Annotated in this window: 35 protein-coding genes; 32 read left to right on the top strand and 3 right to left on the bottom strand. The window is 68.2% G+C overall.

The annotated features are described in order from the left end of the window. Positions 1 to 35: 35 nt before the first annotated feature. Positions 36 to 452: a PIN domain-containing protein gene (locus CU044_RS24610; RefSeq protein ID WP_129770863.1), complete on the bottom strand. Its 417-nt coding sequence runs from the start codon at positions 450 to 452 to the stop codon at positions 36 to 38. 2 nt (positions 453 to 454) lie between these two features. Beyond that, a complete protein-coding gene (locus CU044_RS24605) occupies positions 455 to 703 on the bottom strand; it encodes a type II toxin-antitoxin system VapB family antitoxin (protein ID WP_129770862.1) in 249 nt (82 codons plus the stop codon). A 281-nt stretch (positions 704 to 984) separates the two neighbouring features. On the opposite strand from CU044_RS24605, the gene CU044_RS24600 reads away from it, so the two are divergent. The 32 genes from CU044_RS24600 to truA all read left to right on the top strand — a co-directional run bounded on the left by CU044_RS24600 (position 985) and on the right by truA (position 21,406). Further along, positions 985 to 3,480 (top strand): GH92 family glycosyl hydrolase, encoded by a 2,496-nt coding sequence (locus CU044_RS24600; RefSeq protein ID WP_129770941.1) that lies wholly within the window; start codon positions 985 to 987, stop codon positions 3,478 to 3,480. 593 nt (positions 3,481 to 4,073) lie between these two features. After that, complete coding sequence (gene rpsJ, locus CU044_RS24595; RefSeq protein ID WP_003948644.1) at positions 4,074 to 4,382, top strand: 30S ribosomal protein S10; 309 nt, start codon at positions 4,074 to 4,076, stop codon at positions 4,380 to 4,382. A gap of 14 nt (positions 4,383 to 4,396) precedes the next feature. Further along, positions 4,397 to 5,041: a 50S ribosomal protein L3 gene (gene rplC / locus CU044_RS24590; protein WP_030351433.1), complete on the top strand. Its 645-nt coding sequence runs from the start codon at positions 4,397 to 4,399 to the stop codon at positions 5,039 to 5,041. A gap of 8 nt (positions 5,042 to 5,049) precedes the next feature. Then, complete coding sequence (gene rplD, locus CU044_RS24585; RefSeq protein ID WP_129770861.1) at positions 5,050 to 5,703, top strand: 50S ribosomal protein L4; 654 nt, start codon at positions 5,050 to 5,052, stop codon at positions 5,701 to 5,703. Continuing rightward, positions 5,703 to 6,020: a 50S ribosomal protein L23 gene (rplW, locus tag CU044_RS24580; RefSeq protein ID WP_129770860.1), complete on the top strand. Its 318-nt coding sequence runs from the start codon at positions 5,703 to 5,705 to the stop codon at positions 6,018 to 6,020. The genes rplD and rplW overlap by 1 nt, the downstream gene beginning before the upstream one ends. A 50-nt stretch (positions 6,021 to 6,070) precedes the next feature. Continuing rightward, the gene (gene rplB, locus CU044_RS24575) at positions 6,071 to 6,907 is read left to right on the top strand and encodes a 50S ribosomal protein L2 (protein ID WP_129770859.1); all 837 of its coding nucleotides are present in this window, start codon (positions 6,071 to 6,073) and stop codon (positions 6,905 to 6,907) included. Positions 6,908 to 6,919: 12 nt separating this feature from the next. Beyond that, positions 6,920 to 7,201: a 30S ribosomal protein S19 gene (gene rpsS, locus CU044_RS24570; protein WP_030351437.1), complete on the top strand. Its 282-nt coding sequence runs from the start codon at positions 6,920 to 6,922 to the stop codon at positions 7,199 to 7,201. A 40-nt stretch (positions 7,202 to 7,241) separates the two neighbouring features. Continuing rightward, positions 7,242 to 7,589 (top strand): 50S ribosomal protein L22, encoded by a 348-nt coding sequence (gene rplV / locus CU044_RS24565; protein WP_004571827.1) that lies wholly within the window; start codon positions 7,242 to 7,244, stop codon positions 7,587 to 7,589. After that, entirely contained in the window at positions 7,589 to 8,437 is an 849-nt protein-coding gene (gene rpsC, locus CU044_RS24560; protein WP_030351439.1) for a 30S ribosomal protein S3, read from the top strand. Before rplV ends, rpsC begins: the two co-directional genes overlap by 1 nt. Positions 8,438 to 8,442: 5 nt before the next feature. After that, positions 8,443 to 8,862 carry a 50S ribosomal protein L16 gene (rplP, locus tag CU044_RS24555; RefSeq protein ID WP_014047785.1) on the top strand — a complete coding sequence of 140 codons (420 nt, stop codon included), beginning with the start codon at positions 8,443 to 8,445 and terminating at the stop codon, positions 8,860 to 8,862. Then, positions 8,862 to 9,086, top strand: a complete 225-nt coding sequence (gene rpmC, locus CU044_RS24550) for a 50S ribosomal protein L29 (RefSeq protein ID WP_129770858.1) — start codon at positions 8,862 to 8,864, stop codon at positions 9,084 to 9,086. The genes rplP and rpmC overlap by 1 nt, the downstream gene beginning before the upstream one ends. Then, on the top strand, positions 9,086 to 9,376 hold the full coding sequence (gene rpsQ, locus CU044_RS24545; protein WP_129770857.1) for a 30S ribosomal protein S17: 291 nt from the start codon (positions 9,086 to 9,088) through the stop codon (positions 9,374 to 9,376). The genes rpmC and rpsQ overlap by 1 nt, the downstream gene beginning before the upstream one ends. A 121-nt stretch (positions 9,377 to 9,497) precedes the next feature. Further along, positions 9,498 to 9,866: a 50S ribosomal protein L14 gene (gene rplN, locus CU044_RS24540; RefSeq protein WP_003974257.1), complete on the top strand. Its 369-nt coding sequence runs from the start codon at positions 9,498 to 9,500 to the stop codon at positions 9,864 to 9,866. A 2-nt stretch (positions 9,867 to 9,868) separates the two neighbouring features. Next, positions 9,869 to 10,192 carry a 50S ribosomal protein L24 gene (gene rplX, locus CU044_RS24535; protein ID WP_030351442.1) on the top strand — a complete coding sequence of 108 codons (324 nt, stop codon included), beginning with the start codon at positions 9,869 to 9,871 and terminating at the stop codon, positions 10,190 to 10,192. After that, positions 10,192 to 10,752 carry a 50S ribosomal protein L5 gene (rplE, locus tag CU044_RS24530; RefSeq protein WP_030351443.1) on the top strand — a complete coding sequence of 187 codons (561 nt, stop codon included), beginning with the start codon at positions 10,192 to 10,194 and terminating at the stop codon, positions 10,750 to 10,752. Before rplX ends, rplE begins: the two co-directional genes overlap by 1 nt. A gap of 2 nt (positions 10,753 to 10,754) precedes the next feature. Further along, complete coding sequence (locus CU044_RS24525) at positions 10,755 to 10,940, top strand: type Z 30S ribosomal protein S14 (RefSeq protein WP_003948630.1); 186 nt, start codon at positions 10,755 to 10,757, stop codon at positions 10,938 to 10,940. 214 nt (positions 10,941 to 11,154) lie between these two features. Beyond that, on the top strand, positions 11,155 to 11,553 hold the full coding sequence (gene rpsH, locus CU044_RS24515) for a 30S ribosomal protein S8 (protein ID WP_030351444.1): 399 nt from the start codon (positions 11,155 to 11,157) through the stop codon (positions 11,551 to 11,553). Between the two features lie 21 nt (positions 11,554 to 11,574). After that, positions 11,575 to 12,114: a 50S ribosomal protein L6 gene (gene rplF / locus CU044_RS24510; RefSeq protein WP_129770855.1), complete on the top strand. Its 540-nt coding sequence runs from the start codon at positions 11,575 to 11,577 to the stop codon at positions 12,112 to 12,114. Positions 12,115 to 12,117: 3 nt separating this feature from the next. Continuing rightward, positions 12,118 to 12,501: a 50S ribosomal protein L18 gene (gene rplR / locus CU044_RS24505; protein ID WP_030351446.1), complete on the top strand. Its 384-nt coding sequence runs from the start codon at positions 12,118 to 12,120 to the stop codon at positions 12,499 to 12,501. Positions 12,502 to 12,547: 46 nt separating this feature from the next. Continuing rightward, the gene (gene rpsE / locus CU044_RS24500) at positions 12,548 to 13,150 is read left to right on the top strand and encodes a 30S ribosomal protein S5 (RefSeq protein ID WP_030351447.1); all 603 of its coding nucleotides are present in this window, start codon (positions 12,548 to 12,550) and stop codon (positions 13,148 to 13,150) included. After that, the gene (gene rpmD, locus CU044_RS24495) at positions 13,150 to 13,332 is read left to right on the top strand and encodes a 50S ribosomal protein L30 (RefSeq protein ID WP_066943591.1); all 183 of its coding nucleotides are present in this window, start codon (positions 13,150 to 13,152) and stop codon (positions 13,330 to 13,332) included. The genes rpsE and rpmD overlap by 1 nt, the downstream gene beginning before the upstream one ends. Position 13,333: 1 nt before the next feature. Next, positions 13,334 to 13,789 carry a 50S ribosomal protein L15 gene (gene rplO, locus CU044_RS24490; protein WP_030351448.1) on the top strand — a complete coding sequence of 152 codons (456 nt, stop codon included), beginning with the start codon at positions 13,334 to 13,336 and terminating at the stop codon, positions 13,787 to 13,789. Between the two features lie 255 nt (positions 13,790 to 14,044). Beyond that, positions 14,045 to 15,364, top strand: a complete 1,320-nt coding sequence (gene secY, locus CU044_RS24485) for a preprotein translocase subunit SecY (RefSeq protein ID WP_030351449.1) — start codon at positions 14,045 to 14,047, stop codon at positions 15,362 to 15,364. Further along, positions 15,364 to 16,023 carry an adenylate kinase gene (locus CU044_RS24480; protein ID WP_129770854.1) on the top strand — a complete coding sequence of 220 codons (660 nt, stop codon included), beginning with the start codon at positions 15,364 to 15,366 and terminating at the stop codon, positions 16,021 to 16,023. Before secY ends, CU044_RS24480 begins: the two co-directional genes overlap by 1 nt. A gap of 173 nt (positions 16,024 to 16,196) precedes the next feature. Then, on the top strand, positions 16,197 to 17,033 hold the full coding sequence (gene map, locus CU044_RS24475) for a type I methionyl aminopeptidase (RefSeq protein ID WP_129770853.1): 837 nt from the start codon (positions 16,197 to 16,199) through the stop codon (positions 17,031 to 17,033). A 163-nt stretch (positions 17,034 to 17,196) separates the two neighbouring features. Beyond that, the gene (infA, locus tag CU044_RS24470; RefSeq protein WP_003956442.1) at positions 17,197 to 17,418 is read left to right on the top strand and encodes a translation initiation factor IF-1; all 222 of its coding nucleotides are present in this window, start codon (positions 17,197 to 17,199) and stop codon (positions 17,416 to 17,418) included. A 55-nt stretch (positions 17,419 to 17,473) separates the two neighbouring features. Continuing rightward, positions 17,474 to 17,587: a 50S ribosomal protein L36 gene (rpmJ, locus tag CU044_RS24465; protein ID WP_003956441.1), complete on the top strand. Its 114-nt coding sequence runs from the start codon at positions 17,474 to 17,476 to the stop codon at positions 17,585 to 17,587. A gap of 187 nt (positions 17,588 to 17,774) precedes the next feature. Then, a complete protein-coding gene (rpsM, locus tag CU044_RS24460) occupies positions 17,775 to 18,155 on the top strand; it encodes a 30S ribosomal protein S13 (protein WP_129770852.1) in 381 nt (126 codons plus the stop codon). 65 nt (positions 18,156 to 18,220) lie between these two features. Then, a complete protein-coding gene (rpsK, locus tag CU044_RS24455) occupies positions 18,221 to 18,625 on the top strand; it encodes a 30S ribosomal protein S11 (RefSeq protein ID WP_003956432.1) in 405 nt (134 codons plus the stop codon). A gap of 119 nt (positions 18,626 to 18,744) precedes the next feature. After that, entirely contained in the window at positions 18,745 to 19,767 is a 1,023-nt protein-coding gene (locus tag CU044_RS24450) for a DNA-directed RNA polymerase subunit alpha (RefSeq protein ID WP_003956430.1), read from the top strand. A gap of 120 nt (positions 19,768 to 19,887) precedes the next feature. Then, positions 19,888 to 20,394, top strand: a complete 507-nt coding sequence (rplQ, locus tag CU044_RS24445) for a 50S ribosomal protein L17 (RefSeq protein ID WP_129770851.1) — start codon at positions 19,888 to 19,890, stop codon at positions 20,392 to 20,394. 100 nt (positions 20,395 to 20,494) lie between these two features. Beyond that, positions 20,495 to 21,406 (top strand): tRNA pseudouridine(38-40) synthase TruA, encoded by a 912-nt coding sequence (gene truA, locus CU044_RS24440; protein ID WP_129770850.1) that lies wholly within the window; start codon positions 20,495 to 20,497, stop codon positions 21,404 to 21,406. Positions 21,407 to 21,435: 29 nt separating this feature from the next. Here truA and CU044_RS24435 read toward each other — a convergent pair whose 3' ends face one another. After that, entirely contained in the window at positions 21,436 to 24,606 is a 3,171-nt protein-coding gene (locus CU044_RS24435) for a glycosyltransferase (protein ID WP_129770849.1), read from the bottom strand. Between the last annotated feature and the right edge of the window lie 59 nt (positions 24,607 to 24,665).

Here is a 24,665-nt window from a genome sequence, read left to right as displayed (position 1 = left end):
AGGACGGCGGCGCGGGGCCCCTGTGTTTTTTCCCCTCACCCGGCGACCGCGAAGACGCTCCGCTCCACTACGTCGGCAAGGATGTGGGCGGCCGCACGGAAGTCGTTGTCGTCATGGATGACCACCAGCCCGTGGTGTGCCGCGGTCGCGCAGACAAGCCAGTCGACCACGGAGAGGCTCTGATGCTGTCCGCGCTGAGCGAGCCTGTACTGGCCCGTCCCGATCCAGTCCCATGCACGCTTGGGAACCGGTACGTCGGGATGCAGGTCCTTGAACATCTCCGTCATCTGGTCGTACTCGTCAAGACTGCGTGCGGATTGCCGGAACTCCGTGCGCTGCGGGGAGCATGAGCCGATCGCTCCCTCGTCGAGTTCGTGTCCCCAGAGATCGTTGAGCTTGCGGTCACGCTGAAGACGCCAGACCGCTGTGGAGTCGGCGAGATAACGGATCACGTTCAGGCGGCTCCCTTGTGCGAGTGCTGCCCGTCCGAAGTGCCCTTCTCGGCCGCGTGACGCCGCTGGAACCCTTCTTCATCCCAGAGCTGGGCGTTCTCCAGATGCCGCGCCCGCCTCTCGGTGCGCCGACGCCGCTCCGCGTACTCCCGCAGAGCGATGTTGACCATCTCTTTCTTGGTCTTGGCCCCGGACAGCCTCATCGCCTCCGTGAGCGCGTCATCGTCGATATCGATCTGGGTGGCGGACATGGCGCACCTCCGTAGCGTGGGTCACATACAAAGATAACCCATGCTCCATACAAAGTGACGTCAATGGATCTTCTCCGCCGAACCGACCGGCGGGTCGCCGGGGCCGCAGTCCCCGCGGCTGTCCACGGCGCGGGCCCCGGCGCCGTGCGTGCTTGCCGGCAGGCCGGTTCACGCAAGCTTCATCCGGTGTGCTTTCCGTCGCACGGGGCTGGGCCGCCGGGCGCTCCTAGGGTCGCAGCGGTCTCAATGGGCGCAGCAGAGCGGGAGAGGGCGTGTGCGCGATGGAAGCGTTGTGGAAGAAGGAGCGGAAGAGAGAGCGGCGGCGGGGCCGGTACCGGAGCCGGTCCGCGCTGCGGGGCGGGGGTGTGGTCACGGCTCTGGCGGGGCTCGTCGCGTCGCTCGCCGTCGGTACCACCGCCGACGCGGCGTCGTCCGGCGGGGCGTCGGCGGCCGGGGCGGTACGGCATCCCGTGGCGTACGTCGATCCGCTCATCGGGTCCGCCAACGGTGGTAATACGTACCCCGGCGCCAATCTGCCGTTCGGCATGATCGCCTGGTCCCCGACCAGCACCGCCGGCGATCAGACCAATACCGCCGCGGCCAACGGCTACTCGTACGACACGACGCGCCTGCGCGGCTTCAGCCTCACCCATGTCAATGGCGCGGGCTGCCACCCGGGGGCCGCGGGGGACGTGCCGATCATGCCGTTCGTCGGTGATGTCGACACCTCGCCGTCCGCCGACACCAAGGACGCGAAGTACGCCGCGAACTTCTCGCACGCCGACGAGAAGGCCGAGCCCGGCCGTTACCGGGTGGGGCTGGACTCGGGGGCCGTCACCGATCTCGCGGTCAGTGAGCGCGCCGGTGTCGCCGACTTCACCTTCCCCGCCGACAAGCCCGCCAACCTGCTCTTCCGGGTCTCCAACTCCCTCAACGGCAGCGAGGACGCGCACATCGCCATCGACGAGAAGGCGCGCAAGGTCACCGGGTGGGTGGAGACCGGGGCGTTCTGCGGGCGGCGTGCCAATGGCGGGGAGAACAACCGCACCAGCTACTACCGCCTCTACTTCACCGCCTCCTTCGACCGCGCCTTCTCCGGCGTCGGCACCTGGCAGGACGACCGGTTGTCCGCCGGTTCCACCACGGCGGGCGGCGGCGAGGGGTACGCCACCGGCGCGGACCGGGCCGGCCGGGGATCCGGTGGGTACGTCAGCTTCGACACGGGTCGTGACAACGATGTCCGGATGCGGCTCGGCATCTCGTACGTCTCCCTCGCGGGCGCCGAGGCCAACCTGCGCGGGGAGATAGCGCCCCGCGCGAGCGTGGCGGACGTGGCGGACGCCGGACGGGCGGCCTGGGACCGTACGCTGCGCGGCGTGCGGATCGGGGGCGGCAGCGAGGCGCAGCGCACCACCTTCTACACCGCGCTCTATCACGCGCTCCAGCAGCCCAACCTGATCAGTGACCGCGACGGCCGCTACTCCGGCATGGACCGCGTCACACGGCGCGTGGAGCGTGGCCAGGGGGCGCAGTACAGCAACTTCTCGGGCTGGGACCAGTACCGCGCCCAGGTGCAGCTGCTCGCCCTGCTCGAACCGCGGGTCGCCGGTGACTTCGCCCAGTCGCTGTTCAACTTCGCCAAGCAGAACGACGGGGTCTGGGACCGCTGGGTGCACATCAGCGGCGCGACGCATGTGATGACGGGCGACCCGACGGCGGCGACGCTGGCGACCTTCTACGCCATGGGGGTACGGAACTTCGACGCCGAGGGGGCCTTCGACTCCCTCTACCGGCAGGCCACGGTCCCGCACCCGGACGGGCTCTCCGACGCGGGCTGCCCCGGCCAGTGCGAGGGGCAGCGGCCCAATCTGGCCCAGTACCTCGACTCGCGCTACGCCGCGCAGGACGCCTGCCACTGCTGGGGCGGCGCCGCCGAGACCCTGGAGGACTCCGTCGCCGACGCCGCGCTCGCGCGGTGGGCCCGGCAGCTCGGCCGCGAGCGGGAGTACAAGGAGCTGAGCGAGCGCGGCGGCTACTGGAAGAACGTCTTCAACCCCCAGGCCACCGCCGGCGCGGGCTACATCCAGGCCAGGAACCTGGACGGTACGTGGGTCACCCCCTTCGACCCGGCCTCCGACCGGGGCTTCGCGCAGGGCAGCGCCGCGACGTACACCTGGATGGTGCCGCAGGACGTCCAGGGCCTGGCCGAGGCCATGGGCGGCCGTGACACCGCGGCGGCCAGGCTGGACGGCTTCTTCCACAAGCCCGACGGCTCCTGGTCGGTCCGCGGCGGTGACGCGCTGCGCTACGACCCCACCAATGAGCCCGGTATCCACGCCCCGTGGCTGTACAACGCGCTCGGACAGCCCTGGAAGACCCAGGAGACCGTCCGCGAGATCGTCGACACGGTGTACGGGACCGGTCCCGCCGGGCTTCCGGGCAATGACGACCTCGGCACGATGTCGGCGTGGTACGTGTTCGCCGCACTCGGCATCTACCCGCAGGCCCCCGGCCGCGCCGACCTGCTGCTGACCGGTCCGCTGTTCCCGCGCGCGGTGATCGCGGGGGCGGGGGAGCGGCGCGCCCTCACGATCACCGCTCCGGCGGCGTCCGACGCGAACGTGTACGTGGACGAGGTCCGGGTCAACGGCGAGCGGCGGAACGCCTCGTGGGTCGGCGGCTCACTGGTACGGTCCGGCGGTTCGCTCTCCTTCGCGCTGAAGGACCAGCCCGACACGGACTGGGCCACCGCGCCAGGCGGACTGCCCCGCCCGTAGCGACCCGTGGAGCCCCGTAGGGGCGAGACAGCGCCAGAGACAGGGGGCCGGGGCCCGTACGCCCCGGCCCCCTCGTACGCCTCGTGCGACTCGGAGACGCCCGGCAGCGGCCCCGCAGGGCCCTTCCGGCGCCGTTCCGCACTCCCCTTTCCGGAACGGCGGGCCGGTCCGCTGATTCATCCGTCCCGGGGTGGGGTACCCTTTCCGGCCGCGATTGGCCAGGGCCAGGGCCCCTATGGCACACTGTTCAGGTTGCTCGGTTGAGTGCCGATGCTGCGCGCCTCCCGCCGGGAGGACCGGAAGCGAGTCCCACAGTACTCGTCGTCCCAACTGCCCTCCGGGGCAGCGCTGGGACGGACGTACGGGAATCTTCCGGGAAGCGTGAGCGGGGCTCCGGCCAGGCGCCCGGTGGCTGATCGCGTATCGCGGTCCGGCCCTGGCTCGCGGTCATTGCGACCGCACCCCTTGGCAGGGAAATTCCTTCGGGAGATTTTCATTGGCGAGGATGCGACACGCCCGACCGCGTGGGTCGGAGCGAGTAGCGGAGCTACCGGGTTCCAGAGCGTTACGAGAGACAGGACTACGAAGCAGCCATGGCGGGACAGAAGATCCGCATCCGGCTCAAGGCCTACGACCACGAGGTCATCGACTCCTCGGCGAAGAAGATCGTCGAGACGGTGACGCGTACTGGTGCGTCGGTCGCGGGCCCGGTGCCGCTGCCCACTGAGAAGAACGTGTACTGCGTCATCAAGTCGCCGCACAAGTACAAGGACTCGCGCGAGCACTTCGAGATGCGCACGCACAAGCGCCTGATCGACATTCTCGACCCGACGCCCAAGACCGTTGACTCGCTGATGCGCCTGGACCTTCCGGCCGGCGTTGACATCGAGATCAAGCTCTGAGAGGCGCGGAAGAGATGGCAAAGCAGATCAAGGGTGTCCTGGGCGAGAAGCTCGGCATGACCCAGGTCTGGGACGAGAACAACCGTGTCGTCCCGGTGACCGTCGTCAAGGCCGGGCCCTGCGTTGTTACCCAGGTCCGTACGAATGACTCCGACGGCTACGAGTCGGTCCAGATCGCCTTCGGCGAGATCGACCCGCGCAAGGTGAACAAGCCCCTCAAGGGCCACTTCGCCAAGGCCGACGTGACCCCCCGCCGCCACCTGGTGGAGCTCCGCACCTCCGACGCCGCCGAGTACACGCTCGGCCAGGAGATCACCGCCGCCACGTTCGAGTCCGGCGTCAAGGTCGACGTCACGGGCAAGAGCAAGGGCAAGGGCTTCGCCGGTGTCATGAAGCGTCACAACTTCAAGGGCCTCGGCGCCGGTCACGGCACCCAGCGCAAGCACCGCTCTCCCGGCTCCATCGGTGGCTGCGCCACCCCGGGCCGTGTGTTCAAGGGCCTCCGCATGGCGGGCCGTATGGGCAACGAGCGGGTCACCACCCAGAACCTGACCGTTCACGCCGTTGACGCGGAGAAGGGCCTGCTCCTGATCAAGGGCGCGGTTCCTGGTCCGAACGGCGGCCTCGTCCTGGTCCGTACCGCGGCCAAGGGGGCCTGAGGTAACTGATGAGCACCGTTGACATCCTTTCGCCGGCAGGCGACAAGGCCGGGACCGTCGAACTCCCTTCGGAGATCTTCGACGCGAAGGTCAGCATCCCGCTGATCCACCAGGTCGTCGTCGCCCAGCTGGCCGCTGCCCGACAGGGCACGCACAAGACCAAGACCCGCGGCGAAGTCCGTGGCGGTGGCAAGAAGCCGTACCGCCAGAAGGGCACCGGCCGCGCCCGTCAGGGTTCGACCCGCGCTCCGCAGTTCGCCGGTGGTGGCGTCGTCCACGGCCCCGTGCCGCGTGACTACTCGCAGCGGACCCCCAAGAAGATGAAGGCCGCCGCCCTGCGCGGTGCCCTCACCGACCGGGCCCGTCACTCTCGTATCCACGTCGTTTCCGGCCTGGTCGAGGACGCGGTGTCCACCAAGGCCGCCAGGACCCTGATCGGCAAGATCAGCGAGCGCAAGAACGTGCTCCTGGTCGCCGAGAGGTCCGACGAGGCCGCGTGGCTGTCCGCCCGCAACCTGCCCCAGGTGCACATCCTGGCGCCGGGCCAGCTGAACACGTACGACGTGCTCGTCTCCGACGACGTGGTCTTCACCAAGGCCGCCTTCGAGTCTTTCGTGTCTGGCCCCTCCAAGGCCGCTGAGACCGAAGGGAGCGAAGCCTGATGGCCGAGATCACCAGCAAGACCTTCGACGACCCGCGTGACGTTCTCGTCAAGCCCGTGGTGTCCGAGAAGAGCTACGCGCTGCTCGACGAGAACAAGTACACGTTCATCGTGTCGCCGACCGCCAACAAGACCCAGATCAAGCAGGCCGTGGAAGCGGTCTTCTCGGTCAAGGTCACCGGGGTCAACACGATCAACCGCCAGGGCAAGCGCAAGCGCACCCGCACCGGTTTCGGTAAGCGCGCGAACACCAAGCGCGCCATCGTGACCCTCGCTGAGGGCGACCGTATCGACATCTTCGGCGGCCCGACCTCCTGACGGAGGTCGAGACGTCCAGGATCCGGAATTCTTCCGAGGACTGAGAGACAATGGGTATCCGCAAGTACAAGCCGACGACCCCGGGCCGTCGTGGCTCCAGCGTCGCCGACTTTGTCGAGATCACGCGGTCCACGCCGGAGAAGTCGCTGGTCCGCCCGCTGCACAGCAAGGGCGGCCGTAACAACGCCGGTCGTGTGACCGTTCGCCACCAGGGTGGTGGACACAAGCGCGCCTACCGCGTGATCGACTTCCGTCGTCACGACAAGGACGGCGTGCCGGCCAAGGTCGCGCACATCGAGTACGACCCGAACCGCACCGCGCGCATCGCGCTGCTGCACTACGCGGACGGCGAGAAGCGCTACATCATCGCGCCGCGTGGCCTGGCGCAGGGCGCGCGTGTCGAGAACGGTCCGGCCGCCGACATCAAGCCCGGCAACAACCTGGCGCTGCGCAACATCCCGGTCGGTACGACCATCCACGCCATCGAGCTGCGGCCCGGCGGCGGCGCGAAGTTCGCCCGTTCCGCGGGTGCCTCCGTGCAGCTGCTGGCGAAGGAGGGCTCCATGGCCCACCTTCGTATGCCGTCCGGTGAGATCCGGCTGGTCGACGTCCGCTGCCGCGCCACCATCGGTGAGGTCGGCAACGCCGAGCAGTCGAACATCAACTGGGGCAAGGCCGGCCGTATGCGCTGGAAGGGCGTACGCCCGACCGTCCGCGGTGTCGCGATGAACCCGGTTGACCACCCGCACGGTGGTGGTGAGGGCAAGACCTCCGGTGGACGCCACCCGGTCAGCCCGTGGGGTCAGAAGGAGGGTCGTACTCGCTCGCCGAAGAAGGCAAGCAGCAAGTACATCGTCCGCCGCCGCAAGACGAACAAGAAGCGCTAGGAGCGGGTTTAGATGCCGCGCAGTCTCAAGAAGGGGCCCTTCGTCGACGACCACCTGATCAAGAAGGTGGACGTCCAGAACGAAGCAGGCACCAAGAACGTCATCAAGACCTGGTCCCGTCGCTCGATGATCGTCCCGGCCATGCTGGGCCACACGATCGCGGTGCACAACGGCAAGATCCATGTCCCGGTGTTCGTCACCGAGTCCATGGTCGGCCACAAGCTCGGCGAGTTCTCGCCGACTCGCACCTTCCGCGGCCACGTCAAGGACGACCGGAAGTCGAAGCGCCGCTAACGCGGGGTGACTGACTATGACTTACACCGAAGGGACAACCATGGAAGCCAGGGCCCAGGCGCGGTACATCCGCGTCACGCCCATGAAGGCCCGCCGCGTGGTGGACCTCATCCGTGGCATGGATGCCACGGAGGCTCAGGCGGTCCTGCGCTTCGCCCCGCAGGCCGCGAGCGTGCCGGTAGGCAAGGTGCTTGACAGCGCCATTGCCAACGCCGCGCACAACTACGACCACACCGACGCCTCTTCGCTGGTCATCAGCGAGGCGTACGTGGACGAGGGCCCGACCCTGAAGCGGTTCCGTCCGCGTGCCCAGGGCCGTGCCTACCGGATCCGTAAGCGGACCAGCCACATCACCGTGGTCGTCAGCAGCAAGGAAGGAACCCGGTAATGGGCCAGAAGGTTAACCCGCATGGGTTCCGGCTCGGTATCACCACGGACTTCAAGTCCCGTTGGTACGCCGACAAGCTGTACAAGGACTACGTCAAGGAAGACGTCGCCATTCGTCGCATGATGACGAAGGGCATGGAGCGGGCCGGCATCTCCAAGGTGGAGATCGAGCGCACCCGCGACCGCGTCCGCGTCGACATCCACACCGCGCGTCCGGGCATCGTCATCGGCCGCCGCGGCGCCGAGGCCGACCGCATCCGCGGCGAGCTGGAGAAGCTGACCGGCAAGCAGGTCCAGCTGAACATCCTCGAGGTCAAGAACCCCGAGGTGGACGCTCAGCTGGTGGCCCAGGCCGTCGCCGAGCAGCTGTCCTCGCGTGTCTCCTTCCGTCGCGCCATGCGCAAGAGCATGCAGTCGACGATGAAGGCCGGCGCCAAGGGCATCAAGATCCAGTGCGGTGGCCGTCTCGGCGGCGCCGAGATGTCCCGCTCGGAGTTCTACCGCGAGGGCCGTGTGCCCCTGCACACGCTCCGTGCGAACGTCGACTACGGCTTCTTCGAGGCCAAGACGACCTTCGGCCGTATCGGTGTGAAGGTCTGGATCTACAAGGGCGACGTCAAGAACATCGCCGAGGTGCGCGCCGAGAACGCCGCGGCCCGCGCCGGCAACCGTCCGGCCCGTGGTGGTGGCAACGACCGTCCCGCCGGCCGTGGTGGCCGCGGTGGCGAGCGTGGCGGCCGTGGCCGCAAGCCGCAGCAGAACCCGGCAGCCGAGGCCCCCAAGGCCGACGCCGCCGCTGCTCCGGCCGCTGAGGCGACGTCCTCTTCTACCGGCGGAACGGAGGCCTGACCGAAATGCTGATCCCCCGTAGGGTCAAGCACCGCAAGCAGCACCACCCGAAGCGCAGCGGAATGTCCAAGGGTGGAACGCAGGTTGCGTTCGGCGAGTACGGCATCCAGGCGCTGACCCCCGCGTACGTGACGAACCGTCAGATCGAGGCCGCTCGTATCGCGATGACCCGTCACATCAAGCGTGGCGGCAAGGTCTGGATCAACATCTACCCGGACCGTCCGCTCACCAAGAAGCCCGCCGAGACCCGCATGGGTTCCGGTAAGGGTTCCCCGGAGTGGTGGATCGCGAACGTCAAGCCCGGCCGGGTGATGTTCGAGCTGTCCTACCCGAACGAGAAGATTGCGCGTGAGGCGCTTACCCGCGCTGCTCACAAGCTTCCGATGAAGTGCCGGATCGTTCGGCGCGAGGCAGGTGAGTCGTGATGGCGGCCGTGACCAAGGCGTCCGAACTGCGCGAACTGGGCAACGAGGAGCTTCTCGCGAAGCTTCGCGAGGCCAAGGAAGAGCTGTTCAACCTCCGCTTCCAGGCGGCGACGGGTCAGCTCGAAAACCACGGGCGGCTGAAGCTCGTGCGCAAGGACATCGCGCGGATCTACACCCTGATGCGTGAGCGCGAGCTGGGCATCGAGACGGTGGAGAGCGCCTGATGACTGAGAGCAACGTGACCGAGACCAACGCCACGACCGACCGCGGCTTCCGCAAGACCCGTGAGGGTCTGGTCGTCAGCGACAAGATGGACAAGACCGTCGTCGTCGCTGTCGAGGACCGCGTCAAGCACGCGCTGTACGGCAAGGTCATCCGCCGTACGAACAAGCTCAAGGCGCACGACGAGCAGAACGCCGCCGGCGTCGGCGACCGCGTCCTCCTGATGGAGACCCGGCCGCTGTCCGCCACGAAGCGGTGGCGCATCGTCGAGATCCTCGAGAAGGCCAAGTAACCCCTCCGAGGGGGTTTCCCCTCGGAACAGTTCCGCCAGGCTCGGTGGGGCTCCATGAGTGACGTACGCAAGTCGACTCGCGGAGCCCCGCCGGGAACCGGCAGACGATCAGGAGATAGACGTGATCCAGCAGGAGTCGCGACTGCGTGTCGCCGACAACACGGGTGCGAAGGAAATTCTCACCATCCGTGTTCTCGGTGGCTCGGGTCGCCGCTACGCGGGCATCGGTGACGTCATCGTCGCCACCGTCAAGGACGCGATCCCCGGTGGCAACGTGAAGAAGGGTGACGTCGTCAAGGCGGTCATCGTTCGCACCGTCAAGGAGCGCCGCCGTCCGGACGGCTCGTACATCCGCTTCGACGAGAACGCCGCCGTCATTCTGAAGAACGACGGCGACCCTCGCGGCACCCGTATCTTCGGCCCGGTGGGCCGTGAGCTGCGCGAGAAGAAGTTCATGAAGATCATCTCGCTCGCGCCGGAGGTGCTGTAAGCATGAAGATCAAGAAGGGCGACCTGGTTCAGGTCATCACCGGTAAGGACAAGGGCAAGCAGGGCAAGGTCATCGTGGCCTACCCCACGCAGGACCGTGTTCTCGTCGAGGGTGTCAACCGGGTCAAGAAGCACACCAAGGCCGGCCAGACGGCTCGCGGTTCGCAGACCGGCGGCATCGTGACCACCGAAGCCCCCATCCACATCAGCAATGTTCAGCTGGTCGTGGAGAAGGACGGCAAGAAGGTCGTCACCCGCGTCGGCTACCGCTTTGACGACGAGGGCAACAAGATCCGCGTTGCCAAGCGGACCGGTGAGGACATCTGATGACTGCGACCACTACCGCGCCGCGTCTGAAGCTGCGCTACCGCGAGGAGATCGCCGGAAAGCTGCGTGAGGAGTTCTCGTACGAGAACGTCATGCAGATCCCCGGCCTCGTCAAGATCGTGGTCAACATGGGTGTGGGCGACGCCGCCCGCGACTCCAAGCTGATCGAGGGTGCCATCAAGGACCTCACCACGATCACCGGCCAGAAGCCGTCCGTCACCAAGGCCCGGAAGTCCATCGCGCAGTTCAAGCTGCGCGAGGGTCAGCCGATCGGCTGCCACGTCACCCTCCGCGGTGACCGCATGTGGGAGTTCCTGGACCGTACGCTGTCGCTCGCGCTGCCGCGTATCCGTGACTTCCGCGGTCTGTCCCCGAAGCAGTTCGACGGCCGTGGCAACTACACCTTCGGTCTCACGGAGCAGGTCATGTTCCACGAGATCGACCAGGACAAGATCGACCGGGTCCGGGGCATGGACATCACCGTGGTCACCACGGCGACCAACGACGACGAGGGTCGTGCCCTCCTTCGTCACCTCGGCTTCCCGTTCAAGGAGAACTGACCGTGGCGAAGAAGGCTCTGATCGCTAAGGCCGCCCGCAAGCCGAAGTTCGGTGTGCGCGGTTACACCCGCTGCCAGCGCTGCGGCCGTCCCCACTCCGTCTACCGCAAGTTCGGCCTGTGCCGTGTGTGCCTTCGTGAGATGGCCCACCGCGGCGAGCTGCCGGGCGTGACCAAGAGCTCCTGGTAGTCCTGCTTTTTTCAGGACCACCCGAAGCTCTCGGTAAGCAATGTGGTTGGTGGGAGCCCTCCTTCACATGCCGTAGGCTTGTGGGGTTGGGCGCCCGCCGTCCATTTAAGACTTACTACGCCGTAGGTCCCCGCACCGCACCCGTCCCGGCTCTGATCGGGGAGAGGGATGGCGCATACAGGAAACCCCGGCGAGAGAGGCCGAAGGCCAATTCATGACCATGACTGATCCCATCGCAGACATGCTCACGCGTCTGCGCAACGCGAACTCGGCGTACCACGACGACGTCGTGATGCCGCACAGCAAGATCAAGTCGCACATCGCGGAGATCCTCCAGCAGGAGGGCTTCATCACCGGCTGGAAGGTCGAGGACGCCGAGGTCGGCAAGAACCTCGTCCTGGAGCTGAAGTTCGGCCCGAACCGCGAGCGTTCGATCGCCGGCATCAAGCGCATCTCCAAGCCGGGTCTGCGTGTGTACGCGAAGTCCACCAATCTGCCGAAGGTTCTCGGCGGCCTGGGCGTGGCCATCATCTCCACGTCCCACGGTCTCCTGACCGGCCAGCAGGCCAGCAAGAAGGGCGTAGGTGGGGAAGTCCTCGCCTACGTCTGGTAGTCGGGAACGGAGGAATAGCTCATGTCGCGAATCGGCAAGCTCCCCATCCAGGTTCCCGCCGGTGTGGACGTCACCATCGATGGCCGTACGGTCGCCGTGAAGGGCCCCAAGGGTTCCCTCTCGCACACCGTTGCCGCGCCGATCGAGGTCACCAAGGGCGAGGACGGCATCCTTCAGGTGCTGCGCCCGAACGACGAGCGTCAGAACAAGGCCCTGCACGGCCTGTCCCGCACGCTGGTGGCGAACATGATCACCGGCGTGACCCAGGGATACGTCAAGGCGCTCGAAATCAGCGGAGTCGGCTACCGCGTCCAGGCGAAGGGCTCCAACCTGGAGTTCGCCCTGGGCTACAGCCACCCGATCCTCATCGAGGCCCCCGAAGGCATCACCTTCAAGGTCGAGTCGCCCACGAAGTTCACCGTCGAGGGCATCGACAAGCAGAAGGTCGGCGAGGTCGCCGCTAACATCCGCAAGCTGCGGAAGCCCGACCCGTACAAGGCCAAGGGCGTCAAGTACGCGGGCGAGGTCATCCGCCGCAAGGTCGGAAAGGCGGGTAAGTAAGCCATGGCATACGGTGTCAAGATTGCTAAGGGCAAGGCCTACAAGGCCGCTGCCATCAAGCGTCGTCACATCCGCGTTCGCAAGCGCATCTCCGGTTCGCCGGAGCGTCCGCGCCTGGTCGTGACGCGTTCCAACCGCCACATGGTCGCTCAGGTCATCGACGACATCGCGGGCCACACGCTCGCGTCGGCGTCGACCCTGGACACCTCGATCCGTGGTGCCGAGGGCGACAAGAGCGCCCAGGCCAAGCAGGTCGGATCCCTGGTCGCCGAGCGCGCCAAGGCCGCCGGCGTCGAGGCCGTCGTGTTCGACCGCGGTGGTAACCAGTACGCAGGGCGCATTGCCGCTCTGGCTGACGCCGCCCGCGAAGCCGGGCTGAAGTTCTAAGCCCCGGTTCCGGAGCTAGCGGACGTAACAGAGAGAGGTAAATCCAATGGCTGGACCCCAGCGCCGCGGAAGCGGTGCCGGTGGCGGCGAGCGGCGGGACCGGAAGGGTCGCGACGGTGGCGCTGCCGCCGAGAAGACCGCTTACGTTGAGCGCGTTGTCGCGATCAACCGCGTTGCCAAGGTTGTGAAGGGTGGTCGTCGCTTCAGCTTCACCGCGCTGGTCGTGGTGGGCGATGGTGACGGCACCGTCGGTGTCGGTTACGGCAAGGCCAAGGAGGTGCCGGCCGCCATCGCCAAGGGTGTTGAGGAGGCCAAGAAGCACTTCTTCAAGGTCCCCCGTATCCAGGGCACCATCCCGCACCCGATCCAGGGCGAGAAGGCCGCGGGCGTCGTCCTGCTCAAGCCGGCTTCCCCCGGTACCGGCGTGATCGCCGGTGGCCCGGTGCGTGCCGTGCTGGAGTGCGCGGGCGTGCACGACATCCTGTCGAAGTCGCTCGGCTCGGACAACGCGATCAACATCGTGCACGCGACCGTGGCGGCCCTCCAGGGCCTGCAGCGTCCCGAGGAGATCGCGGCCCGCCGCGGTCTGCCCCTCGAGGACGTCGCCCCCGCGGCTCTGCTCCGTGCGCGTGCGGGAGCGGGTGCGTAATGGCCCGTCTCAAGATCACGCAGACGAAGTCGTACATCGGCAGCAAGCAGAACCACCGCGACACCCTGCGTTCGCTCGGCCTCAAGCGGGTCAGCGACACGGTTGTCAAGGAGGACCGCCCCGAGTTCCGCGGCATGGTGCACACCGTCCGCCACCTCGTGACCGTTGAGGAGGTCGACTGACATGGCGGAGAACAACCCGCTGAAGGTCCACAACCTCCGTCCTGCCCCGGGCGCCAAGACCGCCAAGACCCGTGTGGGTCGTGGTGAGGCGTCCAAGGGTAAGACCGCAGGTCGTGGCACCAAGGGCACCAAGGCCCGCTACCAGGTTCCGGAGCGCTTCGAGGGTGGGCAGATGCCCCTCCACATGCGTCTCCCGAAGCTCAAGGGCTTCAAGAACCCGTTCCGCACCGAGTACCAGGTCGTGAACCTGGACAAGCTCTCCGCTCTCTACCCCGAGGGCGGCGAGGTCACGGTGGCCGATCTGGTCACCAAGGGCGCGGTGCGCAAGAACAGCCTCGTCAAGGTCCTGGGCCAGGGCGAGATCTCCGTGGCGCTGCAGGTTTCGGTTGACGCCGTCTCCGGCTCCGCCAAGGAGAAGATTGCCGCCGCCGGCGGCACCGTCACCGAGCTCGTCTGAGACAACTCGATGGCCTGAACATCCGACCGGGGATGCCTCTCAAAAGGGGCATCCCCGGTTGGTCGTTCCAAGGGGGGCACTGTCGCCGGTAAGGTGGCGTGCATTGTTGCTGTACTGAAGCCGGGGGCTCGCCCCCGGACCCCCGCCGCGCGGTGTGTCCGCAGGGGTTCCCCGCGCGGTTCCGCTTGTTCCGTATCCGTCGATCCTCAATACCGTCACCTCTGACGCAGTAGCGCGGGGGTCGCAGGAGGCACCGTGCTCACCGCGTTCGCCCGGGCGTTCAAGACGCCCGACCTGCGCAAGAAGCTGCTCTTCACACTCGCCATCATCGTGCTGTACCGGCTCGGGGCACATGTCCCGGTACCGGGCGTCAGTTACGAGAATGTCCAGACGTGTGTCGACGCGGCCCAGAAGGGCAATAACAGCCTGTTCGGTCTGGTGAACATGTTCAGCGGCGGGGCGCTGCTGCAGATCACGATCTTCGCGCTCGGCATCATGCCGTACATCACCGCGAGCATCATCCTGCAGCTGCTGACCGTGGTCATCCCCAGGCTGGAGGCCCTCAAGAAGGAAGGGCAGTCCGGTCAGGCCAAGATCACGCAGTACACCCGTTATCTGACGGTCGCCCTCGCCGTGCTGCAGGGCACCGGCCTGGTCGCCACCGCCCGTAGCGGCGCGCTCTTCAGCGGCTGCCCGGTCGCCTCGGAGATCGTGCCCGACCAGTCGATCTTCGTCACCGTCACCATGGTGATCACCATGACCGCGGGTACCGCGGCGGTCATGTGGCTCGGTGAGCTCATCACCGACCGGGGCATCGGCAACGGCATGTCCATCCTGATGTTCATCTCGATCGCCGCCGGCTTCCCCGGCGCGCTGTGGGCCATCAAGGAGAGCGGCACGCTCGCCAAGGGCTGGATCGAGTTCGGCACGGTCATTCTGATCGGCTTCGTGATGGTGGGCCTGGTCGTCTTCGTCGAGCAGGCGCAGCGCCGGATCCCCGTGCAGTACGCGAAGCGCATGATCGGCCGCAGGTCCTACGGCGGTACGTCCACGTACATCCCGCTGAAGGTGAATCAGGCGGGTGTGATCCCCGTCATCTTCGCGTCGTCGCTGCTGTACATCCCGGCGCTCGTCGCGCAGTTCTCCAGTGGGAACTCCGCGTGGAAGACCTGGATCGAGGCGCACTTCGTCAAGGGTGACCACCCGTACTACATCGCCACGTACTTCCTGCTGATCGTGTTCTTCGCCTTCTTCTATGTGGCCATCTCCTTCAACCCCGAAGAAGTCGCCGACAACATGAAGAAGTATGGTGGCTTCATCCCGGGTATCCGGGCAGGTCGACCTACAGCCGAGTATCTGAGCTACGTGCTCAACAGGATCACTTGGCCGGGCTCGCTGTATCTGGGTCTGATTGCTCTCGTCCCGACGATGGCGTTGGCAGGCTTCGGCGGTGCGAACCAGAACTTCCCGTTCGGCGGGACGAGCATCCTCATCATCGTGGGTGTGGGTCTGGAAACCGTGAAGCAGATCGAGAGCCAGCTTCAGCAGCGTAATTACGAAGGGTTCCTCCGCTGATGCGAATCGTCCTCGTCGGGCCGCCCGGTGCCGGCAAGGGAACGCAGGCCGCGTACCTCGCCAAGAACCTGAAGGTCCCGCACATCTCCACGGGCGACCTCTTCCGGGCCAACATCAGCCAGGGCACGACCCTCGGCAAGCTGGCGAAGTCGTACATGGACGCCGGGAACCTGGTACCCGACGAGGTGACCATCGCGATGGCCCAGGAGCGGATGGCTCAGCCGGACGCCGCGAACGGCTTTCTGCTGGACGGTTTCCCGCGCAACGTCTCGCAGGCGAAGGCGCTGGACGAGGCGCTGGAGACGGACGGCGTGAAGCTGGACGCGGTGCTGGACCTGGAGGTCCCGGAGGACGAGGTCGTCACGCGGATCGCGGGGCGCCGGGTCTGTCGCAACGACAGCGCGCATGTCTTCCACGTCACCTACAGCCCGCCGAAGAAGGAGGGTGTCTGTGACATCTGCGGCGGCGAGCTGTACCAGCGGGACGACGACTCCGAGGAGACGGTGCGGACCCGTCTCGAGGTCTACCACACACAGACCGAGCCGATCATCGACCACTACCGGGCCCAGGGCCTGGTGGTGACGATCTCCGCACTCGGCAAGGTCACCGAAGTGACCGAGCGTGCGATGGCGGCGCTCGAACGGGGCCGGGCCGCGTAGCTCCCGGGCCCCAGCAGTGCAAGCACCACCAGTACGGCCGTGGCGTCCTTCGGGCACCACGGCCGTACTGTTGAGCGGTCCGGGTGCGGCGGACGTATCAAGCAGTACGTATCGAGCAGTGCGTATCGAGCAGTGCGTATCGAATCAGTCACAGTCAGGTGGAAGGCACAGGCATGGTGCAGATCAAGACCCCCGAGCAGATCGCGAAGATGCGCGAGGCGGGACTGGTCGTCGCCGCCGTGCACGCGGCCACCGGCGCGGCGGCGGTGCCCGGCGCCACCACCAGGGACCTCGACCAGGTCGCCCGCGAGGTACTGGCCGAGCACGGCGCCAAGCCGAACTTCCTCGGGTACGGCGGGTTCCCCGCGACGATCTGCACCTCGGTCAACGAGGTCGTCGTCCATGGCATCCCGGACGACACGACCGTCCTCAAGGACGGTGACATCATCTCCATCGACGCCGGCGCGATCATCGACGGCTGGCACGGCGACGCGGCCTTCACGGCATTCGTCGGCACCGGTCACGCTCCGGAGCTGGTCGAGCTGTCCCGGGTGACCGAGGAGTCGATGTGGGCCGGGATCGCTGCCATGCGGGCCGGCAACCGGCTGGTGGACGTGTCCCGGGCGATCGAGACGTACATCCGCCGCCAGCCCCGCCCCGGCGGCGGCAAGTACGGGATCATCGAGGACTACGGCGGCCACGGCATCGGCACCGAGATGCACATGGACCCGCACCTGCTGAACTATGTCTCGCGCAAGCGCGGCAAGGGTCCGAAGCTGGTCCCCGGCTTCTGCCTGGCGATCGAGCCCATGGTCTCGCTCGGTACGCCGCGTACGGAGGTGCTGGAGGACGAGTGGACGGTCATCACGACCGACGGGACCTGGTCCTCGCACTGGGAGCACTCCGTGGCGCTGACCGAGGAGGGCCCGCTGGTCCTGACCGCCCCCGACGGAGGCAGGGCGAAGCTCGCCGAGCTGGGCATCACCACGGCTCCCGACCCGCTGGCTTAGGGGCTCCGGCCGTGGTGGCTTAAGAATCTCCCCCGGTGGGCAAACTCAACGGATTCGTCTTTTCGAGTGCGCTCCCGTAGACTGACGCGTCGGCTCTGGTGTACCCGTGTGTCTTCATGCGGCTGCCAGAATCGATCAAGGTAGCCGATTCGAAGGGCGAAGCGTGGCCAAGAAGCAAGGTGCCATCGAAATTGAGGGCACCGTGATCGAGTCCCTCCCGAACGCCATGTTCAAGGTGGAGCTGCAGAACGGTCACAAGGTCCTCGCGCACATCAGCGGCAAGATGCGGATGCACTACATCCGAATCCTCCCCGATGACCGGGTTGTGGTGGAGCTGTCTCCGTACGACCTGACGCGTGGCCGGATCGTCTACCGATACAAGTAGATCTTGCAGACATCCCTCACGGGGTGCCCGCACTGACCCGGAGAACCTCAATCCCATGAAGGTCAAGCCGAGCGTCAAGAAGATCTGCGACAAGTGCAAGGTGATCCGCCGTCACGGCCGGGTCATGGTCATCTGCGACAACCTGCGCCACAAGCAGCGCCAGGGCTGACGCAAGACCACCTGCCTCTCGCAGTACTTCGCGCGACGCGAGCAAACTCGTAATGACGCAGTGTCCGGCTCCCACGCGGTGGGACCGACACCTCCGGCGGAGGCCGGGGACCTGGATGCGTGCGGTGTGTATGCCGTACGGCCAGGACGACGCTGTGGAAGACCTCCGACATCATCAGGAGCCATGAATGGCACGCCTCGCAGGCGTTGACCTCCCGCGCGAAAAGCGCGTCGAGGTCGCCCTCACCTACGTCTTCGGTATCGGGCGCACCCGGTCCAAGGAGACTCTCGCCGCCGTTGGCGTCGACCCGAACATCCGCGTCCGCGACCTCGCCGAGGAAGACCTCGTCAAGATCCGCGAGTACGTGGACGCCAACCTCAAGACCGAGGGTGACCTCCGTCGCGAGATCGCCGCCGACATCCGCCGCAAGGTCGAGATCGGCTGCTACCAGGGTCTGCGTCACCGCCGTGGCCTGCCGGTGCACGGACAGCGCACCAGCACGAACGCTCGTACCCGCAAGGGCCCGCGTCGCGCCATCGCCGGTAAGAAGAAGCCGGGCAAGAAGTAGTCCTCAGCGGACGCTCATCCGCGGTCTTCGCTGTAGGACCGACCACCTCCCTGTAGGAGAAATAGATGCCCCCCAAGGGTCGTCAGGGCGCTGCCAAGAAGGTGCGCCGCAAGGAAAAGAAGAACGTCGCTCACGGGCACGCCCACATCAAGAGCACGTTCAACAACACGATCGTCTCGATCACCGACCCCTCGGGCAACGTGATCTCCTGGGCCTCCGCCGGCCACGTCGGCTTCAAGGGCTCGCGCAAGTCCACCCCCTTCGCCGCGCAGATGGCCGCCGAGTCGGCCGCCCGCCGCGCGCAGGAGCACGGCATGCGCAAGGTCGACGTCTTCGTGAAGGGTCCCGGCTCCGGCCGTGAGACCGCGATCCGCTCGCTCCAGGCCACCGGCCTGGAGGTGGGCTCGATCCAGGACGTCACCCCCACCCCGCACAACGGCTGCCGCCCCCCGAAGCGCCGCCGCGTCTGACCCCTTCCCCCCTCGCCGGGGGAACGGCTCGCGGGCGGTACGGCGCTTCGGTGCCGTGCCGCCCGTACCCTTGTTCTGTTGGCATCAAATAGCGGGTGCCAAGACTGGAGGACCGAAACATGCTTATCGCTCAGCGTCCCTCGCTGACCGAAGAGGTCGTCGACGAATACCGCTCGCGGTTCGTGATCGAGCCGCTGGAGCCGGGCTTCGGCTACACGCTCGGCAACTCGCTCCGGCGTACGCTCCTCTCCTCGATCCCCGGCGCGGCGGTCACGTCGATCCGGATCGACGGTGTCCTGCACGAGTTCACCACCGTGCCGGGCGTCAAGGAGGACGTCACCGACCTCATCCTGAACATCAAGCAGCTCGTCGTCTCCTCGGAGCACGACGAGCCGGTCGTGATGTACCTGCGCAAGCAGGGCCCCGGCCTGGTCACGGCCGCTGACATCGCCCCGCCGGCCGGTGTCGAGGTCCACAACCCGGACCTCGTGCTCGCGACGCTGAACGGCAAGGGCAAGCTGGAGATGGAGCTGACCGTCGAGCGCGGTCGCGGCTACGTCTCCGCCGTCCAGAACAAGCAGGTGGGCCAGGAGATCGGCCGGATTCCGGTCGACTCCATCTACTCGCCGGTGCTCAAGGTCACGTACAAGGTCGAGGCGACCCGTGTCGAGCAGCGCACCGACTTCGACAAGCTGATCGTCGACGTCGAGACCAAGCAGGCCATGCGTCCGCGCGACGCCATGGCGTCCGCCGGTAAGACGCTGGTCGAGCTGTTCGGTCTGGCGCGTGAGCTCAACATCGACGCCGAGGGCATCGACATGGGCCCGTCGCCGACGGACGCGGCGCTGGCCGCCGATCTCGCCCTGCCGATCGAGGAGCTGGAGCTCACCGTCCGGTCGTACAACTGCCTCAAGCGCGAGGGCATCCACTCCGTGGGTGAGCTGGTGGCGCGCTCCGAGGCCGATCTGCTCGACATCCGCAACTTCGGTGCGAAGTCGATCGACGAGGTCAAGGCGAAGCTGGCCGGCATGGGCCTGGCCCTCAAGGACAGCCCGCCCGGATTCGACCCGACCGCCGCGGCGGACGCCTTCGGCGCCGACGACGACGCGGACGCCGGGTTCGTGGAGACCGAGCAGTACTGAGGTCCCGGGCCCGGGGCTGGTACAGCCCGGACCCCGATGATGGCGCTTCCGCGGGGCAGCCGCCCCGCGGGAACTGACACCGGTACCTGATACGGCCGGTGCAGACACAAGGAGATACACATGCCGAAGCCCGCCAAGGGTGCCCGTCTGGGCGGCGGCGCCGCGCACGAGAAGCTGCTCCTCGCGAACCTCGCGAAGTCGCTCTTCGAGCACGGCCGCATCACCACGACCGAGGCCAAGGCCCGCCGCCTGCGCCCGATCGCGGAGCGTTTCATCACCAAGGCGAAGAAGGGCGACATCCACAACCGTCGCCTGGTGCTGCAGTCGATCACGGACAAGAGCGTCGTCCACACGCTCTTCACCGAGATCGCCCCGCGGTACGAGAACCGCCCCGGTGGTTACACGCGTATCACCAAGATCGGCAACCGTCGCGGCGACAACGCCCCGATGGCGGTCATCGAGCTGGTCGAGGCCCTGACCGTGGCGCAGCAGGCCACCGGTGAGGCCGAGGCGGCGACGAAGCGCGCGGTCAAGGAAGACGCCCTCAAGAAGGACGAGGCTCCGGCCGAGACCGTCGAGGACGCCAAGCCGGCCGCCGAGGCCGAGTCGGAGTCCAAGGACGCCTGAGCGTTCTGACGACTGACGGACGGGTCCGCTCCCTGAGGGGGGCGGGCCCGTTCCGCGTGGAGAGGACGGACAGGTGGGTCAGGTGGGTGAGGTGAGCCGGTTGAGCGCGGACAGTGCGGACAGCGCGGACTTCGAGGGCGCGGCGCCCGGACACGTACGGATACGGCTGGACCTGTCGTACGACGGCAAGGACTTCTCCGGCTGGGCGAGGCAGCGGACCCGGCGGACCGTCCAGGGCGAGATCGAGGACGCGCTGCGTACGGTGACGCGGTCCTCGCGTACGTACGAGCTGACCGTCGCGGGGCGTACGGACGCGGGCGTGCACGCGCGCGGGCAGGTCGCGCACGTCGATCTGCCGGACGACGTGTGGGCCGAGCACCGGGAGCGGCTGCTGAGGCGGCTCGCGGGGCGGCTGAGCCACGACGTACGGGTCTGGCGGGTCACCGAGGCGCCCCCGGGCTTCAACGCGCGGTTCTCGGCGGTCTGGCGGCGCTACGCGTACCGCGTGACCGATCATCCCGGGGGTGTGGATCCGCTGCTGCGCGGTCATGTGCTGTGGCACGACTGGCCGTTGGACGTGGCGGCGATGAACGCGGCGTCCGCCGGGCTGCTCGGCGAGCACGACTTCGCGGCGTACTGCAAGCGGCGCGAGGGCGCGACGACCATCCGTACGCTCCAGCGGCTGGAGTGGGAGCGCGACGCGCACGGAGTGATCACCGCGACCGTGCGGGCCGATGCCTTCTGCCACAACATGGTGCGCTCGCTGGTGGGCGCGCTGCTGTTCGTGGGCGACGGGCACCGGCCCGTGGAGTGGCCGGCGAAGGTGCTCGCGACGGGGGTGCGGGACTCGGCGGTGCATGTCGTACGGCCGCACGGGCTCACCCTGGAGGAGGTCGGCTATCCGGCCGACGAACTGCTGGGCGAGCGGAACCGTGCGGCGCGCAACAAGCGGACGCTGGGCGCGAACCTGAACGGGTACGCGGACGGCGGCGGGGACGCGGGCTGCTGCTGAGGTTCGGTTGCCGGGGCCGGTCGCCGGGGTCAGCTGCTCCGCAGCCGGCGGGCCAGGCGGCGCAGCGGTCCCGGTGCACGGGACGGCGTGGCCGGCGCGGGTGCGGGCTCCGGCGAGGGGACCGCGACGCGCAGGGACAGATCCTTCTGCGGATTCGTCCAGTACGGCGTGACGCGGCGGTCCGGCGCGGTGGGGTGCGGCACGGGCGTGAGCCGCTCGGGCACCTCGGGCCCGCGCCGGGAGCCGAGCCGCGCGGACTTCGTCCAGCCGAGCGCGGTGAGGCGTACGGACAGATCCCAGACGCCGTCGCCGAGCGGCGCGCCGTCCAGCGCCGTGGCGAGGTCGAGCCGGGCCGTCCCCGCGACGCTCAGCACGCCTTCGGGGCGGAAGACGGTGGTCTTCGTGGGCAGCCGGTACTCGGCGCCGCTGGCGCGCTCGCGCAGGACGAGCACGACGGACGCCTTGGCGGGGGAGGCGCCGCCGGTGAGCGGCTCACGGGCGAGCCGGTCCCGCAGGGCCGGGGAGAGACCGGCCGGGGCGAGGGCCTCCTGGTCCGTACCGGTGTCGGGACCGGCGCCGGTGCCGGCGCCGGTGCCTGTGCCGCTGCCGCTGTCGGTGACGCCCAGAGGGCCGTCGGCGCCGTGCAGCTCGCCGGTGAAGGCGATCCGCAGACAGCCGCCGTCGTCCAGCCAGGAGAGCGCGTCCAGCCGGGCGTGGCAGACGACCGAGGACTCCCACGCGGCGAGCGCCACCAGGTCGTCGAGCCGGTCGTCGGTGATCAGCCCGACGGCCACCCGGCGCGCGGCGGGCAGACCTGCCACCGACGTCTCGGAGATCCCGTCCACGACGACCCCGCGGATCGCCCGGAACAGCTCGCGCCGCGCGTCCTCGTGCAGGTCCAGCAGGCGTCTGCCGCTCAGCCGGTCCAGGATCTCCACGCGCAGCCAGCGCCGGTGCAGCCGGTCGCGCGCCGCCCCGGGGCCGACGAGCCCGTCGACGGTCTTCAGCAGGGCGCGCAGCCCGGTGTAGAACTCCCCGGGCGGTACGGCGGGGCCCGCGCCGCCCGGACCGTAGTGGTAGCAGACGTAGCCGCCGAGGACGGCGGTACGGCCCGCCCGGAGGGTGGCCTCGGCGGTGAACGCCTGCTCCGCCAGCTCGGATCCGCCCGCGGCGAAGCGCAGCCCGTGCCTGTCGAGGAAGGCGCGGTGGAACAGCTTGTCGGCGGTGAGGCTGTCGGCCAGCGGGTCCTTGGCCAGGGTGGCGCGCGGCCGGTCCCGTACGAACAGCTCGCGGGGGACGGGCCGGCCCTTGCCCGCGAGCTTTCCGGCGACGATGTCGGCGTCGTGCTCGATGCCGTACGCGTACATCCGCTCCAGGGCTTCCGTGCCGAGCCGGTCGCCCGGCTCCATGTACAGCACGTACTCGCCGGTCGCGCTGTCGGTCCCCGCGTTACGGGGATCGGTGCCCGGCGCCGCGTCCGCCACGGTGATCACCTCGACGGCGTCCGCCGGGAGGGTCTGGGCGGCCAGCGAGGCGAGGGTGGTCCCGACGGCCTCCGGCGCGGCTCCTGCGGTCGGTACGACGACGCTGACCTTGGGCGGCCGGGGGCCGGGCGCCGCGTCGGTCGCCCGTACGGTCAGGGCCAGCCCGTCGTCGGTGAGGGCGCCGGTGATCTCGTGCCCGCCGAGGATCCCGGGGGCGGGCAGGGCCACCTCCCCGGGGGCCGTGCTCCCGCCGAGGCGTGTGTACCGGTCGAAGCCCGCGCCCGTCAGCCTGATCCGCACCTCCCACATGCCCTCGGCCAGGGGGCCGCCGCCCGCGCCGCGCAGCGGGTCGATGGCGACGGTGCCGCGGACGACGGGCCGTACGAGAACGGTGCCCTCGGGCACGAAGCCGGCGGGGCCGTCCGGGGCGGGTTCCTCCTCCAGGACGAGCGAGGTCTCGCGCTCCGGGAGCCACACATGGGCCGTCTCCGCGTGGTGCAGCAGCACATCGGCCTTGAAGGACTTCAACTCGTCGGTCACGTCGACGGGTTCGGAGAGGACCCCGTCGGTGAGGGAGGGCGCGAGGAAGTACCGGTCCCCGCGCCGGGCCAGCAGCAGACCGGACCCGTCATGGGCGCCGTCGGGGCCGGGTTCACCCGCGAAGCGGGCCGTGAAGGACGCCGTGAACCGGTCGCGGCTCCAGCCCGCCCGCTCGATCGCGCACCGGGCGCTCAGATCCGTCTGTCTGCGGGTGAACTCGGTCAGTTCCGCCGGTCTGTTCTCCCGGAGCAGGGCCGATCTGGTCCGCTGTACGGCGGCCAGCCCCGTGTGCACGCCGTCCGTCATGAACTCCTCGGCCAGCTCGCGCACCACCTCGAACGGGTCGTCCCGGAACGGCGGGTCGACCAGCAGGCCGCGGGGCGGCTCGCCCAGCCGGTGCAGCATCTCCACCCGGTAGAAGCGGCGCAGCAGCCGGTCGCGCTCGGGCCCCGGCCCGGTGCCCGCGACGACGGTCGCCATGACCTCGCGGAGATTCCCGTAGTACCGGCGCGGGTCCATGGCGGCCGTACCGGCGTTCTCGGCGTCCTCACGGGCCCAGTACGCGTAGCAGACGTAGTCGCCCAGTACGGAGACCACGGAGGCCTTGAGATAGGCGCGGACCATGAAAAGCTGGTCCTCCAGGATCCAGGGCCCCTCGGGGTGCGCGATGCCGTGCTCGCGCAGGAACGCGGTGCGGAACATCTTGTGCGGGGTGAGGCTGTCGATCAGCGGCGCGTTCCGTACGGTGCAGCTCTCCCGGGTCCGGGTCATCAGACCGTACGGGACGCCCCGGCTGCGGAAGTTGCTGGCGACCTTGCCGATGACGATGTCGGAGTCGTTGCGCGCGGCCATGGCGTACAGCCGCTCCAGCGCCTCGGGCGCCAGCCGGTCGTCGTGGTCGGCGAACTGCACATAGCGACCGTGGGCCCGCTCCACGCCGATGTTGCGCGGCTTCCCCGGCCAGCCCGAGTTGGGGATGCGTTCCATCCGGAAGTGGTCGTGCTCGGCGACCAGGGCCGCCAGCCGCTCCAGGGTCCCGTCGGTCGAGCCGTCGTCGACGAAGAGCACCTCGAACTCGTCGCCGGGCAGGGTCTGCCCCAGCAGTGAGCCGACCAGTGGCTCGATGTGGATTCCCGAGTTGTACGTCGGCACCACCACGGTGACTTTGACCGTCATCCACCCCACGCCCTCTGAACGTTCACCAGCGCCACACAATCCGAGCCGACTGTACCCAG

Origin of the sequence: Streptomyces sp. L-9-10 (assembly GCF_004151105.1) — a bacterium.
In the GTDB taxonomy this organism is placed as follows: Bacteria; Actinomycetota; Actinomycetes; order Streptomycetales; family Streptomycetaceae; genus Streptomyces.
The sequence above is the reverse complement of the archived record's forward strand: the minus strand, read 5'-3'. Positions and strand labels throughout refer to the sequence as shown.